Origin of the sequence: Draconibacterium halophilum, assembly GCF_010448835.1 — a bacterium.
In the GTDB taxonomy this organism is placed as follows: Bacteria; Bacteroidota; Bacteroidia; order Bacteroidales; family Prolixibacteraceae; genus Draconibacterium; species Draconibacterium halophilum.
This window is the reverse complement of sequence record NZ_CP048409.1, coordinates 826,168-841,278: the sequence shown is the minus strand read 5'-3', so window position 1 is coordinate 841,278 and position 15,111 is coordinate 826,168. Positions and strand designations below refer to the sequence as shown.

Annotated in this window: 15 protein-coding genes; 3 read left to right on the top strand and 12 right to left on the bottom strand. The window is 42.0% G+C overall.

Annotated elements, in window-relative coordinates; all coding sequences use genetic code 11:
* Positions 1-14: 14 nt before the first annotated feature.
* The 6 genes from G0Q07_RS03310 to G0Q07_RS03285 form a co-directional block, all read right to left on the bottom strand.
* Positions 15-887, bottom strand: a complete 873-nt coding sequence (locus G0Q07_RS03310; protein WP_163344749.1) for a tetratricopeptide repeat protein — start codon at positions 885-887, stop codon at positions 15-17.
* Entirely contained in the window at positions 826-1,668 is an 843-nt protein-coding gene (locus tag G0Q07_RS03305) for a tetratricopeptide repeat protein (protein ID WP_163344748.1), read from the bottom strand. Before G0Q07_RS03305 ends, G0Q07_RS03310 begins: the two co-directional genes overlap by 62 nt.
* Entirely contained in the window at positions 1,665-2,129 is a 465-nt protein-coding gene (gene yidD, locus G0Q07_RS03300; RefSeq protein WP_163344747.1) for a membrane protein insertion efficiency factor YidD, read from the bottom strand. Before yidD ends, G0Q07_RS03305 begins: the two co-directional genes overlap by 4 nt.
* Entirely contained in the window at positions 2,101-2,649 is a 549-nt protein-coding gene (locus G0Q07_RS03295) for a hypothetical protein (protein WP_163344746.1), read from the bottom strand. The genes yidD and G0Q07_RS03295 overlap by 29 nt, the downstream gene beginning before the upstream one ends.
* A gap of 234 nt (positions 2,650-2,883) precedes the next feature.
* Positions 2,884-3,300 carry a TM2 domain-containing protein gene (locus G0Q07_RS03290; RefSeq protein ID WP_163344745.1) on the bottom strand — a complete coding sequence of 139 codons (417 nt, stop codon included), beginning with the start codon at positions 3,298-3,300 and terminating at the stop codon, positions 2,884-2,886.
* A 472-nt stretch (positions 3,301-3,772) separates the two neighbouring features.
* A complete protein-coding gene (locus G0Q07_RS03285) occupies positions 3,773-4,669 on the bottom strand; it encodes a thymidylate synthase (RefSeq protein ID WP_163344744.1) in 897 nt (298 codons plus the stop codon).
* A gap of 224 nt (positions 4,670-4,893) precedes the next feature.
* On the opposite strand from G0Q07_RS03285, the gene G0Q07_RS03280 reads away from it, so the two are divergent.
* Positions 4,894-6,162 (top strand): Gfo/Idh/MocA family oxidoreductase, encoded by a 1,269-nt coding sequence (locus G0Q07_RS03280; protein ID WP_163344743.1) that lies wholly within the window; start codon positions 4,894-4,896, stop codon positions 6,160-6,162.
* Between the two features lie 53 nt (positions 6,163-6,215).
* A complete protein-coding gene (locus G0Q07_RS03275; protein ID WP_163344742.1) occupies positions 6,216-9,617 on the top strand; it encodes a family 16 glycoside hydrolase in 3,402 nt (1,133 codons plus the stop codon).
* Between the two features lie 109 nt (positions 9,618-9,726).
* On the opposite strand, the gene G0Q07_RS03270 is transcribed toward G0Q07_RS03275, so the two are convergent.
* From G0Q07_RS03270 to ybaK, 6 genes are all read right to left on the bottom strand, one after another.
* The gene (locus G0Q07_RS03270; protein ID WP_163344741.1) at positions 9,727-9,969 is read right to left on the bottom strand and encodes a YkoF family thiamine/hydroxymethylpyrimidine-binding protein; all 243 of its coding nucleotides are present in this window, start codon (positions 9,967-9,969) and stop codon (positions 9,727-9,729) included.
* A gap of 2 nt (positions 9,970-9,971) precedes the next feature.
* The gene (locus G0Q07_RS03265) at positions 9,972-10,616 is read right to left on the bottom strand and encodes a class I SAM-dependent methyltransferase (protein ID WP_163344740.1); all 645 of its coding nucleotides are present in this window, start codon (positions 10,614-10,616) and stop codon (positions 9,972-9,974) included.
* Between the two features lie 101 nt (positions 10,617-10,717).
* A complete protein-coding gene (locus tag G0Q07_RS03260; protein ID WP_163344739.1) occupies positions 10,718-11,293 on the bottom strand; it encodes a PhnA domain-containing protein in 576 nt (191 codons plus the stop codon).
* A gap of 112 nt (positions 11,294-11,405) precedes the next feature.
* Positions 11,406-11,852 (bottom strand): tryptophan--tRNA ligase, encoded by a 447-nt coding sequence (locus G0Q07_RS20975; RefSeq protein ID WP_262887988.1) that lies wholly within the window; start codon positions 11,850-11,852, stop codon positions 11,406-11,408.
* Positions 11,849-12,316 carry a tryptophan--tRNA ligase gene (locus G0Q07_RS20970; RefSeq protein ID WP_262887987.1) on the bottom strand — a complete coding sequence of 156 codons (468 nt, stop codon included), beginning with the start codon at positions 12,314-12,316 and terminating at the stop codon, positions 11,849-11,851. The genes G0Q07_RS20975 and G0Q07_RS20970 overlap by 4 nt, the downstream gene beginning before the upstream one ends.
* Before the next feature lie 235 nt (positions 12,317-12,551).
* Positions 12,552-13,025: a Cys-tRNA(Pro) deacylase gene (ybaK, locus tag G0Q07_RS03250; protein ID WP_163344738.1), complete on the bottom strand. Its 474-nt coding sequence runs from the start codon at positions 13,023-13,025 to the stop codon at positions 12,552-12,554.
* Positions 13,026-13,669: 644 nt separating this feature from the next.
* Here ybaK and G0Q07_RS03245 point away from each other — a divergent pair.
* Positions 13,670-15,046, top strand: coding sequence for a TrpB-like pyridoxal phosphate-dependent enzyme (locus tag G0Q07_RS03245; protein WP_163344737.1), 1,377 nt, complete (start codon positions 13,670-13,672; stop codon positions 15,044-15,046).
* Positions 15,047-15,111: the final 65 nt, after the last annotated feature.

The window sequence follows — 15,111 nt, the reverse complement described above, 5'->3', positions numbered from 1 at the left end:
AATCAGTTAAAAACTTACTCCGAAGCAATTATTGAAATAAGTTCCTGATTCACCTCCCGGTTAAATTCCACCATGTGCTGCTTATTTGTTTGTGAAGCAATTACTTCTGCACGTTTCATTCCTCCGTGGTAAGTTTTGTTAAAAAAACCAAGGCCAACCAGGTAACCGGTAATGTAGAAGCCATTGTAAACCTGAACTCCGGCAAAAGTAAGCACCGATGCATTGATCAAAAAATTGATGATTCCTTCGCCTGATTTACCTGCATACATTTGCCCTGATCCGGGAATAAAACGCGACCAGTTTCTGGCAGCTTTAAGCGATTTTATGCGGGGACGGTTCTTTTTGCTGTAAAGTTCTTCCGTCAATCGTTTTAGTGTTATTTCTTTTTCAGGCGTAAAATGCTGCAATTCTATAAACTCAACAAAATTCTGTTCCGCTTCTTCCCATTTATATGTTTCGTGTAACGAAAGAATTTTTATAGGCAGAAAAACACCAATATTTACACTATCGGAACTGCGATGAAAATATTCATCGATTTTCCACAAAGCACGGGCGGGTTCATTGTTCAGATAATAACAAAGTGATTGTTCGTAACAAACAAAACGATACAACGAGTCGTCGGGGTTTGAAAAATAAGTGGTTTGAAGAGCGCTTATTGCACGCCCAAAATCGTTCATTTTCCGATAGCACAATGCTTTTTTATAACGCAGCCAATTCAGGTCGGTTTCAGCATCTCCCTGAAATACCAGGCGTTCGTATTCAATCGAGGCTTCAAAATAATTTCCCGAAGCATACAAGCTATCAGCTTTTAATACTGCAGAATTACTAATCAAAGAAATTCCGCAGAGGAATATGAAGCTGAAAAAGAATTTGATTATGTATTGCATTCTCGTGTTCATTTTCAATAACTTTTACAGAAACAACTGATCCATAAATATTTGAGACATAATTTACAGCAAAAATACTACCAAAAAGTATTGTTTTAACATCCGCGATTCCCGATTTCCGGTAGTTTTCCCAGGTTATTAAACCAAAGCCAATATTGCCAATCATTGAGGCTATTCCGGCACCGGTTTTTCCGGCATAAATTTTCCCCGAGCCAGGAATAATCGCCGACATTATTCCCGCGGCAACCGGCGACTTTTTCCGGTGCTGTTCATGTTCTTTCCAGATCTCATTTAATGCAAGCACCTGCTTGTTTAATACCGCATTCTCTTCAGAAACAAGCTCCAGATACTGTTTAGCTTCAGGCCAGTTTCCATTTAACATTTCAATACCGCTTATTTCAAAATTATACAACCACAATGTCGGCTCTTTACTACTATCGGCCCGATCCAGAATACTTCGGGCTTCGTTGTAATTTCCCAGATAAGTTTGGTTGTACCCAGCAAAAAAGAATGATTTATTATAAAAAGGCGATGTGTGGCTTACTTTAAGAAAAGAAGATGAAGACTCCTGCAGGTTTTTAAGCGAATAGTGCGCCCATCCTTTATAGTAATTGATGGAGTCGCGCTGTTGAGCCGAATAATCTGCCGTGTCTTTCTCTATTACGTAAATGGCTTCCTTGTAAAATCCGCTGTTCACCAAATGCCGGATAAAAGGAATCTGAGCTTTGCTTTGAGCGAACACGAACAGGAAAGCGATCAATAACAGAAATCTATACCTCATTTATACTTTTTTATTGCATCATGAAACCGGTGAACATGGGGATCAATGGTGCCAGGATCAAGATCGGTTGCTGCTATTCGGTTACAGCGGCTAAGTCGGTCGAACGACAAAAGCGTACCTTTTATTAAACCATAATTTTCAACAGCTTGTTTACTAAAATCGGAGCAGGTTGGATTAAACAAACAACTGGCCGAAAGGTGTTGCGAGAACATATTTTGGTATACATACAACGATCCCCCGTAAATCAGGCTGACAGGATTAGTGTTTCTAAACGTTTTTGGTTGATTCTTATAAATATAAGGTCGGTGTCCTGTCACGGGCATTTGTTGCTTAACAACCGAATCTATAAGCAACAGGTCGCTTTTTAAATCGATTTGCTGGCTGTATGCTCCCAAAGAAACCAACACAAAAACCAGCAACAAAAAAAACGTTCTATTTGCTTTTTGATATTGGTTTTGCATCTTCAGGAATTTTGAAATTAAAGTAAGGGCTGTCATCCGACCAGGAAACCTTTACATCGGAAAAAGTAGTACGACTGATAATGGAATCTTTTGCAGGAATATAGCTGATCTCCACAATGTTCATTGGCAGCCTGAATTGCTTGAAATCCTTGTAATTGGTGTAATAAATTTTTTTCAGAATATTTTCTTTTGAGGCCTGATATTCAGAATAAACCGGTAGCCCGTTTTCGAAAACCATTTTTACTGTTATAATTCCTCTTAATGTAGAAGGAGGCTGCCAGGTAGTAACATAGTACTGCCCTTCAAATTCATTTGAAACCAAACGAAATCCTTCATCAACCAGCCCCAGATCTTCAATAAAATTATTCGTAAAGTAGTAAATGAGGGTTCGTTTTGAAGAGAGTTCAGGAAGCTGTTCGTAAGCCACTTCGTTTCTTTCGGGGTAATAGGTTTTAACTTCTCCAAAAGGATTTACAACGGTCACAAAGTCGGGCGACGAGTAATAGTACTTAGTAATCACCTGCTTTTCCTTGTCAAAATACAAGTCAACTTTCTTTGTTGCTTTCTTTCGGTTATCGAGTACTTCAGTTTTTGTTTTAGCGAAATGTAATTGCCATTCTGGGCTTTCACCGAAACACTAAAAACGAAGGCTATTAATAAAATAACGATTTTTCGAATCACTGTACAGCAGATATTAAAGAGATGCCTGTTTTCCAAAAAACAGGCATCTCTTTATTCGTAAATAAAAACCATGTTACCACATAAAAAACTTCGGATTGTCGATGTATGGACTGATATCGTCGTTGTCAACAATCAGTACAATCAAATCCACAAAAGGCACAATTCCAAAAATACCACCACAGGTTAAAATATAACCTACACCAGTCATGGTTTTTGTTCCCAGGTAAAAACGGTGAACTCCGAATCCCCCTAAAAAGAAATCGAGCAGAACTGCCGCTACGAAAGATTTCTCTTTCACAACTGCGGTTGCTGGAGCGTTTGACGGCAGCGTGCTTAACGCTCCGGCATTCATTGAAACCATACTGGTTTCAACCGCTTCCGAGAACATCTTGTCAATCGAATTCATATCGATTGAGTAAGAAGATGCATTTGCGCTTTTCACAAAGAATACTGCGAGTAGCAAACAAATAGCAAGGCTAACTTTCTTCATATTATTGCTTTTAAAATTATTTGGTTAATCTAAGATAGAATTTTTTTTATCACTATCCGGTAATATGTCAAATAAATTTAGCTGCACCTTGTGGCTTACATCTTATTGTATTATACAAAAAAACGATAGAGAACAGCGCCTCGCAACCGAACATAAGCATATCAATTCATTGCTATATTGAGGTTTCCTCTACAACCTTGTATCTCCTTTACATTATGTTTGCTTTCTGTTTTATAACAGAAAAGAAGTCTGTCGGTCCAGATGAAATTTTGCACTTAAAATCAATTTAAGTGCAGATTGCCACATTGAAGTTATTCGAATAGTTTTAAATGTAGGTTATTGACATTAAACCTGCTTTACATATTAAGGTATACTTTATCTCGTAATTTGCCTGTCAATAATTACAGGCTGTTATCCTTCGTTAATCTTTCGCGATGCTTTCCCTGAACAGATTTCTCTGGGCAATTAACACTCAATTCTGAGTTTTCAAATCATCTGCTCCCTTAATCTTCTTAACAATTTCTGCCTCGGCATTATCATAAACTTTACGAATTAGCGGATCATTAAAATTCATGGTGCGCTCCTCAAACGCCATATCATTTATGCGCTCAAACAGGCGTTCTTTGGCGCTGCGAATATCTTTTCCGTAAATGTGGTACGAGTCGGCCTGCCAATTCATACGGCCTAGTTTTACCGTCTTTCCGGTTTTTTCTGCTATTCCGGCTGCAATAACATCTTTGCTGAATTGAATAAAACCGAACATATTCAGAAATCCGGCATTCCAGGCGTCGTTGCTACGGTAACGGATATTACTGTTGAGCCACCAAATGCCGTCTTCGTCTTCCAGAATCCTGTACCACAACGATTGTAAACTTGGCGGATCGTCGCAGGTGAAATCAATATTGGGCATCCAGGTTATCATTTGCGCTTGCCGTGTAAAGGGCTGTTCGGCCAGTTTGTCGATTACATTTTTTATTTGATCAACCTTAAAAGTACCCACTTCTTTTGATTCTCCGTCAATCAGTTCTTTCCAAACGCCGTAGTTTTGAAAACGCCCGTGATAAGTATATTCCGGATGTTTATCTTCCGGGTCGTTCATGTCTTTTATCAGATGATCTTTTAACCCCTCCAGCTCGAGCACATATTCCCGTAAATCGTCAACACCACCGGGAAAAGCCATGTGAATCATCGGATCGATTTCCGGTTCCAAAATCGTTAAATTCATGGTGCAGTCAATACTCAACGGATCGCCCGGCCGGTCGTACTGCGTTTTAAAACGGGTTCCTTTTCCATACAAGTAAATTAGTGCTGTTTCGTAAGCTTCGGCCAAGGACTTTCCTGTTACCGATATCACCGGAATGTTTTTCATTTTTGTAAGTTTAAGCTATACAATTGATCGATCGGTTTTAAAGATAGAAAAAAGGCAAGCGAATGAAACTTTGGCGTGCATAAAAAATAAATTGACACCATGAACAATTGACTAAGTTTTGCATTTTTTTAATAAGTCTTTAATTTCTTAGGAATTTATTTTCAAAACTTTTATACTTTTATCCAACTAAAAGATTTTAAATTTTAATCTATAACCAATTAACCATGAGTACTAAATCAACTTCGAGAAGAAGTTTCTTAAAAGGTGCGCTGGCTGTAGGAGCCGGTCTGGTTATCGTTCCGCGCCACGTGTTGGGCGGTAACGGATACCTCGCACCATCCGACCAGTTAACAAAAGCTATTATTGGTGTTGGCTCAATGGGCCGCGGGCATATTCCTTACGAAGGCACGCGTGTTGTTGCCATTTGCGATGTGGATACCGAACACCTGAAATTGGCCAAAAACCTGATCGATTACGACGTAAAACAATTCACTGATTTTAGAGAAGTGTGCCAGCTGCCCGAGGTTGACATTGTACACATTGCTACACCGCCACACTGGCACGGTATAATGGCTGTTGAGGCTGCCAAAGCCGGAAAGGACATTTGGTGCGAAAAACCAATGACACGCACCATTGGCGAGGGTAAAAGAGTGGTTGAGGCTGTTAATGCGCATGGCCGCATGTTCAGGCTGAACACCTGGTTCCGTTTTAAAGACCAGTTTTACGGACTGGGAACCGATGTAAAACCGCTGAAAAAAGTAATTGACAGTGGCATTTTAGGATGGCCCCTAAAAGTTACGGTTAGCGGAATTACCGGCTACAACTGGAAATTCTACTGGCAGGGCAAGCACAACCTCTCGCCACAACCGGTACCCAAAAACCTTGATTACGATATGTGGTTAGGACCTGCGCGGTACAAACCATACAATGAAGCGCGTGTTCATGCCAATTTCCGTGGTTACTGGGATTACGACGGCGGCGGCCTTGGCGACATGGGGCAGCACTACCTCGACCCGGTACAATACATGCTGGGAAAAGACGATACCAGCCCGGTAAAAATTGAGGTTGACGCACCACAACAACATTACGATGCCGTGGGTACCTGGCGACGTGTAACTTATACCTATGCCGATGGATGTCAAATCATTCTCGATGGTGAGAACCGCGACAAAGATGCGGCCTATATTGAAGGTCCCAACGGCAAAATATACCAGGGATTCCGTTCGGATATTCCTAATCTGCAAAGCTTTATTAAAACCTTACCTGATCCTGAACCTCAGATTGGTATTTTCTCAGAATCGGTGAAAACGCGTAAGAAGTTTGCACTGAATGAAACCAATGGATTCCGGTCAGCAACATTGGTAAACCTTGGAATTACGGCAGTTCGACTGGGACGCACATTACATTTCGATCCTGAAAAACTGGAGTTTATTGATGATGAAGGTGCAAACCGGCTGATCAATCAGCCAATGCGTGCACCGTGGACGATCTAAAGGATGAAGGATGAATTAGTAAGGATTAACACATAGGATTAAGGACAAATACAATGAAAAAATATAGAATTCAAATAACTACGATCTTGCTGCTGGCGTGTTTTAGTTTAGCCGGTTTTGCGCAGGATAAGCGAACACTCGACACCAAAGTTGCCGATGTGCTGGCACAAATGCCAACAAAGAATCTCACACACCGCGACAAAGCGATGAACGACATCTTTTTAATGGGCAACGAAGGTTATCAGAAACTGGCAGCACAACTTGTTCCGCTGGGCACCGGCGACGACACAGCCGTACGTTTTGCGCTAAACAGCTTTTCACGTTATGCCAGTCAGTTTGGCAAGTGTGAAGAACGTGCTTCTGCAGAAGATAACCTTTTAAAAGCACTCAGCAATGCGAATGACGTTGAGGTAAAGACTTATCTTCTCAATCAACTGAACCTGGTTGCCGGCGAGAAGACGGTTGAGCAGGTAAAAAGCTACTTAACAGATGAACAACTGGCAGAACCGGCAACACAGACTATTCTGTCAACGGAAGATCCAAAGACAGCTGAAGTATTTCTGGCTGCTTTCCCAAAAATTGAAGGTGAAACACAAATGACTATCGTTCGTGCTTTGGGCCGGTTAAAATGTAAACACGCCGTTCCGCTGATTACTCCATTAGTAAGTTCAGAAAGCAAGGCGATGCAGAAAACAACGCTGGCCGCACTGGCAAATATCGGATCTCCTGATTCCTATAAAACCTTGCTAAAAGCTGCATCGGATGTGGATTTTAATTACGAGGCCACCAATGCCGCTGAAGCATTTCTCACCTACACCAAACGTTTGGGTGAGCAAAACGAACTAGAGTTAATGGAGAAAGCTTGTAAAGCAATTTTTAAAGCTAACTCTGCAAGCAACCACCTGCATAATTATTCTACCGCGCTTCGTATTTATGCCGACAACCTTGGTTACGAAGCCACCCCTCTTTTATTGAAAGCGGTTGATTCACCGGATAAAGCATTCCGCTATGCGGCACTGAATATTGCTGAAAACCTGGGCGGAGTTGCCGATACACGCAAATGGATTGCGATAGCTGAAGCAGCAAAACCTGAAGTAAAAGCAGAAATAATCGACATGCTGGGAAGACGTGGTTGCTTACAGGCAAACGATTTTGTTTTGGCCAGCCTTGATTCCAACTCAGACCTTGTTCGCACCGAAGCCATAACTGCACTGGCAAAACTTCAAGGAAATAAAGCAATTCCTATTTTGACAGTGCATCTGGCAAAAGGAAACGATATTGAAACGAGCAAAAAAGTATTAAATACCTTGCTCGATAAAGATCATTTATACCTGATTGCCGGGAATCTCGACCAATCAACCGGAAAAACCAAGGCAGCTTTTATCGATCTTATCGGAGCCAAAGCCGGCACACAATATTTTGATGAAATACTGACCGCTACTTCATCTGCCGATGCCGATGAAAAAGCAGCTGCGTTTGCCGCGTTGAAACAAGTTTCGTCATACGAAAATACCGACGCATTATTAAAATTGTTGCTTGCAGTTTCTGATTCTAAAGAAATAGCAGAAACGCAATGGGCACTAATTGCGGCGGTTGATGGAGTTGCTGCAGAACAGGAATCAACCGGCAAAGTATTGAGCAGACTGGAACAAACCAATAAAAAAGCACGCCTGTTCCCAATTCTGCCAACAATTGGTGGTGAAACAGCATTGGAAACCATTACCGGTTATTTTAGTTCATCAACGGGCGAACAGAAAGAAGCCGCTTTTACTGCGTTAACCAACTGGCAGGATTATTCTGCCTCGAAACCTTTATATGAAATTTGCCAATCGGGTAATGCAACCTTCAGTCAGCCGGCTTTTAACAGTTTTGTGCGAATGGTTGCAAGTGCCAATCTTCCCGATGATCAGAAATTGTTGCAATACCGTAAGATCATGAATTATGCGTCGTCAGCCGACGATAAGAAAAACGTGATTGCTGCTATCGGGCGCTTAAAAACCTTCCTTTCGTTGGTTTACCTTGAACAATATATGGAAGAAGATGAGCTGACAGAAACAACTGCACGTGCCATTATGAATATCGCCATGCCAGACAGTAATGGAGAAGGTGGTTTAACGGGCGACATTGTTCGTCGAATTCTGGGCAAAGCAGAACAAGCTTTATCGGGTGAAGACAGCGCCTACGACAAAATAAACATTCAGAATTACCTGAACGACATGCCAAAAGACAAAGGTTATGTGTCTATGTTTAACGGTAAAAATCTGGATGGGTGGCAAGGTATGCTTCTGGATGGCAACCCGATAAAGATTGCCAAACTCACTGATGCTGAACGTGCGAAAGAACAGGAAGCAGCTAACATTAAAATGCGCGAAAACTGGAGCGTTAAAGATGGAATGATCATTTTTAGCGGGAAGGGCGCCAACCTGGTTTCTAAAAAAATATACAAGGATTTTGACATGATTGTTGATTGGCGCATTAGCAAAAAGGGCGACAGTGGCATCTATCTGCGCGGAGCACCACAAGTGCAGGTTTGGGATACTTCGCGTGTTGAAGTGGGTGCACAGGTAGGTTCAGGAGGTTTGTACAACAACAATCCTGACAATGTGCGCGATCCTCTGCTGGTTGCCGACAATCCGATTGATGAGTGGAACACCTTCCGCATTACCATGGTGGGCGAGAATGTAACCGTTTATCTGAATGGAGAACTGGTGGTTGACAACGTAAAAATGGATAATTACTGGGACCGCAGTATTCCGATTTTCAGTGAAGGAACAATTGAACTGCAGGCACACGGCAACGAGTTGGCTTTCCGCGATGTGTATGTGCGCGAAATTAATACCGACGAAATAGGCTTAACACAGGAAGAAATTGGCGAAGGATTTGTTTCGTTGTTTAATGGTAAAAACCTCGATGGCTGGCAGGGAAACAAAACCGATTATTATGCCGAGAACGGCGAGCTGGTTGTAAATCCGAAAGCAGGTGGCCACGGGAACCTGTACACCGAAAAAGAATACAGCGACTTTGTTTTCCGTTTTGAGTTCAAACTCACTCCGGGCGCCAACAATGGTTTGGGAATTCGTACCCCGCTTGAAGGCGACGCGGCTTATGTAGGTATGGAACTGCAAATTCTGGATAACACGGCACCTATTTATGCCAACCTGCACGAGTATCAATACCACGGATCAGTTTATGGTACTATTCCGGCCAAGCGCGGCTATTTAAATCCGGTTGGCGATTGGAATACGCAGGAAGTGGTGGTGAAAGGAACTAAAATAAAAATCACCTTGAACGGCGAAGTGATTCTTGATGGCGATCTTGCTGATGCCCGCAAAAATGGCACTCCGGATGGAAAGGAACATCCCGGTCTGCAACGCGAAAAAGGTTTTATCGGATTCCTGGGCCATGGCTCGGAATTGTGGTTCAGGAATATCCGAATTAAGGAATTAAGCGAATAAGCGATTCAAAACAATATAATTGGTGATGGTCTCACTTCGAGTGAGGCTATCACTTTTCTTAATGACCGTTGAACAGGAGAATTAAAAGTCACCAGCTCAAGATTCAGTGCTACACCGGGCAGCAATTCGAAATCTTCAGGTTAAAAACGGCCGGATTTTCTGCGAAGACCTGATCCATGGCTTGAGTTAAGACTTTCATAATCTCAGCTAACTCGCCGGTTAGAATACTGCTCATTTTACCGGGCTCAACATCAATTGTTTCGCAGTTTGCCAAAAGTGACAAAAAAGTATCGATCGGTTTATCAAAATCGTCACTTAAGGGGTAAAGACTAATTTCAACAGCAACTTGCATGATTATTTGTTTTTCTGAACCAGCGCAACCATAAAAGCCGGTTCGTGATTATCTTTCTCAGTAGTTCGGTCCATTACCTTGAAATCGGGAGCAAAATGCACTCCTGACGACAGCTCAGACGTTCCGAACTTCATTAGATCTTTCTCTAAACTTTCAGGAACGTAGAATGCTGCATTTTTGAATACCGGATCGTTAGCCGCATTTTTTGCCAGCTGCGAAGTTCCATTCAGACACCCCAGTAATAAATATCCTCCCGGTTTTAAAACACGATAGATTTCGTTCAACACCACTTCTTTGTTGTTTACAAACTCCATCATTGTTACCGAAGCCACCACATCAAAACTTTCGTTTTTAAAAGGCAACTCTGCTGCATCGGCTTTTAAAATTTCTGTCGCCAGGTTTTTCTCAATAGCCTTACGCAACATCGCATCCGAAATATCAGTGGCAACAACATCAAAACCCATGTTTACAAACAGCTCTGTCCAATGACCGGTTCCACAACCGAGTTCCAGCATTTTCCCTTTTGGCAATTTTTTCAGCGCATTGGTAATGAGCTTTTCTTCTATCGTATCAATTTCTTTTCCTGCCGGAGTTTGATAATAGGCATCGTAAGCGCCTGCTATTTCTTTATTTGTAAATACATTCATTTTTATCTGTTTTTGCCTATCATTGCTACAAAACAAAGATGCCATCTTTCTACAAAACGTAAATAAAGATGGCATCTTTTCATATTTCAAAGTTAGTTTTCCTAGTTCTTCTTCACATACTGTGTAAGAATAACGATGCCCTGTCCATTTACTTTCCCTTCAATTTGCTCTGGATTATCGTGTACCAGTGAAATATTTCGAACGGCAGTTCCGCGTTTGGCAGTGAATCCACCGCCTTTCACGTTCAGGTCTTTAATCAACACAACGGTATCGCCGGCCTGTAAAACAGCGCCGTTGCTGTCGAGGTGTTTTACTACATCATCCGGATCGATTCCTTCGCCGGTTGCTTCGGCCCACTCTTTAGTTTCTTCGTCGAGGTAAAGCATATCGAGCAGGTCTTGCGGCCATCCTTCAGCTTTCAGTCGATTTAACATTCTCCAGGCCATAACCTGAACGGCCGGAACGGTACTCCACATACTGTCGTTTAAACAACGCCAATGGTTGGCATCCACCGTTTCGGGCTCGGTAATTTGCCCCGAGCAGGTGGCACAAATATAAATACTGTCTTTTTCGCTTTCCTGTGTTGCCGGCGGTACGGTGTATACGTCCAGGTTATCTTCCGATCCGCACAACTCACAAACCGAAGTGCGTTTTTGCAATTCTCTTTCTATACTCATTTTGATTGTTCTTGTCATTTCAATCCGTCGATTGACAAAAAGAAATCTTACGCTTCAATAAACAGATTTCTCCTCCTTCGTCGTCGAAATGACAATTTATTTAATGTTCTTCCTAAAACAGTTTCTTGAATCCGATTACATCTTTTACCTCCTGCAATGTTTTTGCAGCTGACACCTGAGCTTTTTCGGCACCCATTTTCGCCACTTTTGCGAGGTAAGCATCATCTTTCAGAATTTCGATAATACGCTCGCGAATTGGCGATGTGTAGGCGATAATATCTTCGGCTAGTTGTTTTTTCAGATCGCCGTAACGAATTTCGCATTTGTTGTATAACTCATCGAAATGTGCAACTGTATCGGGTGTTGAAACGATGTCCATCAGCGTAAACAGGTTTTGAACGGCTTCTGGTTTTTCCTGATTCATTTCTGTTGGACCTGAATCAGTAACCGCGCGCATTACTTTTTTACGTATCGATTTTGGATCTTCGTAAAGGTTGATTGCATTACCTTCCGATTTTCCCATTTTACCACTGCCATCCAGTCCCGGAACTTTAATCATATCGCCCCACCGAAGGTATACGGACGCGGAATTGGAAATATATCACATTTGTACATGCGGTTAAAACGTTTGGCAAATTTACGCGCCATTTCCAGGTTTTGCTCCTGGTCTTTTCCAACCGGTACAAAATGTGCTTTGTGAATAATAATATCCGAAGCCATTAAAACAGGATAAGTCAACAAACCGGCATTTACGTTATCCGGATTCTGACGGGCTTTATCTTTAAACGACGTTGTACGTTCCAACTCGCCCAAATAGGCATTCATGTTTAATAAAGCATACAATTCCGAAACCTCAGGAACATCACTCTGAATAAATATCGTTGATTTTTCAGGATCGATACCGCAAGCCAGATATTCGGCAAGCACCTGGCGCACACCCGACTGCAAATTCTCAGGCGTTGGGTGCGTAGTCAGCGAGTGAATATCAGCAATAAAAAAGTAGCAGTTAAAATCGTCCTGCATTTTTAAGAAATTCTGCACGGCCCGAAATAATTTCCGAGATGTAAATATCCTGTCGGTCGTATACCGCTAACAACTGTCGGTTTATTCATTTTTCTTTTTTGCGAAGTGCAATGCGCATGGCGCAAAGCGTTCTGATTTTTAAGTGAGTGCAAAAATAGAGATTCGTACGGAAAGTAAAAAACTAAAATTCGCTACGTTCTAAAAATTAATACTGAATAGCTTATTTCGATGGAAATCATTCATCAATAAGATCAGCGATCTCTGCTCCAGTGCAGGTAATCAGATCTTTTGGATCGATTTTTATCTGCATTCCTCGTTTCCCGGCACTCACAAAAATAGTTTCGAAATTCAAGCAAGTTTTATGAACATAAATAGGGTAAGGTTTTTTCATAGCCATTGGCGAACAAGCGCCACGAATGTATCCGGTTAGCCCCAGCAGCTCTTTCATCAACACCATTTCTACACTTTTATTTCCCGATACTTTTGCAGATTTTTTCAGATTTAGCTCAGCAGCTCCGGGAATTACAGCCACAAACACACTCGTTTTTTTACCTCGAAGAACCAGCGTTTTAAAAACCTGCTCAACATTCTGCCCCAACGACTCTGCAACATGAGCAGCACTCAAATCAGCCTCATCAACATGGTATTCAACCAAGTCGTACGAAATCTTTTTGCTGTCGAGTAAACGGGCAGCATTTGTTTTCTTCATTGCAAAATAATTTGAGCACAAAAGTTGAAAAATTTACTCGCCTGGGCAAATGAACAATCCAATAAAAATATCCCTTTTATGTCAAGTTTAGTAGGTAGTCCGTCATGCTGAACTCGTTTCAGCATCTTTCACATTTAATTTCAAGCGATTTGAAAAAAAGACCCTGAAACAAGTTCAGGGTGACGTCCTGATTGTGATTATTTGCAGACATTCAAATCCAATAAAAACCCAATATCTCTGCACTCAGCAAGCGTTAAAGAATCTGAAATATTTTTTCAAAATAAAATATTAATTAGCTTTACGTACTGTTGATATAAATAGATGTACAAGAATAACATATACGGAAAAGAATGGCACTGGCGTAACGTGAAAATGGAAACACGAGATGCTGCTTATTTTTTTCTGCTATAAACTGAAAAGGGATTTGCTGCAAGCGTGTGGCAAATCCCTTTTTATTTTTTTGGGCTGATAAGGAAAAGGAATAGATTCCTCGCTTTGCTCGGAATGACATTTTACTTCGTGTTTTTGGGAGTTTAGCAGGCGGTTTGCCGCCTGCTAAACTCCTTCGCTCTATAAAAGCTTGTCACTCCGAACCTAGTGAGGAATCTAAAAAATGCATACATAAACCAATAAAATAACAGATTATGACACGTCAAAAAAAGATCTTTCTCGAAGAATCGGAGATGCCCAAACAATGGTATAACCTGGCTCCCGATCTGCCATCGCCATTAAACCCACCACTTGGCCCTGATGGAAATCCTGTAGGCCCGGAGATGCTGGCTCCGGTTTTTCCGATGAACCTGATTGAGCAGGAAGTTAGCCAAGAGCGCTGGATTGATATTCCTGAAGGAATTCGCGAGATTCTGGTACAGTGGCGACCAAGTCCGCTAATTCGTGCTTACGAACTGGAAGAAGCACTGGGAACTCCGGCAAAGATCTATTATAAAAACGAAGGTGTTTCGCCTGCCGGTAGTCATAAACCCAATACAGCTGTGGCGCAAGCCTGGTACAACAAAGAGTTTGGAATTAAAAAACTTACCACCGAAACCGGAGCCGGCCAGTGGGGATCGGCACTTTCTTATGCCTGTGCACAATTGGGCGGCATTGAATGCAAAGTTTTTATGGTTCGTGTCAGTTTCGATCAGAAACCTTTCCGTAAGATGATGATGGAAACCTGGGGCGGCAAGTGTATTGCAAGTCCAAGTACCGAAACACAAGCCGGACGTGATATTTTAGCACAGTTTCCTGATACACCGGGAAGTTTGGGAATTGCTATTTCAGAAGCCGTTGAAGCAGCTGTTACCGATCCTACCGGAGGTACTCGTTACTCGTTGGGTTCGGTGTTGAACCACGTAATGTTGCACCAAACTATAATTGGTTTGGAAGCCAAAAAACAGCTGGCAAAAGTGGGCATTAAAAACCCTGATGTAGTTATTGGCTGCTGTGGTGGAGGTAGTAACTTCGCCGGACTCTCGTTTCCGTTTATGTACGACAAAATTCATGGTGCCGACATCCAGATTATCGGAGCAGAACCATCGAGCTGCCCAACTTTAACAAAAGCACCCTTTATTTACGATAACGGCGATGTGGCACAAATGACTCCGCTTTTGGCGATGAACAGCCTGGGTCACAACTTTGTTCCCGCACCAATTCATGCAGGTGGTTTACGATACCACGGAATGGCGCCGCTGGTAAGTGCTGCCTTGCGAGATGGTTTAATGGATGCGGTAGCTGTTCACCAAAGCGAATGTTTCGAGGCCGGATTATTGTTTGCCAAAACTGAAGGTATTATTCCTGCGCCGGAAACAACACACGCCATTGCTGCTACCATCCGCGAGGCTAAAAAAGCCAAAGAAGAAGGAAAAGAGAAAACAATCCTGTTCAACTTTAGCGGTCATGGTTTGATGGACCTTGTTGGTTACAACAAATACATAGGTGGTGAATTGCACGATTACGAATATCCGGAATCGGAAATTGCAGCTAACCTGAAAAAACTTGAAGGATACCCATTACCAAAATAGGAAGATTGGAGAATTAGAATATTGGAATGGCGCACTGCAGTTTTGTGGTGCGCTTTTTCTTTACT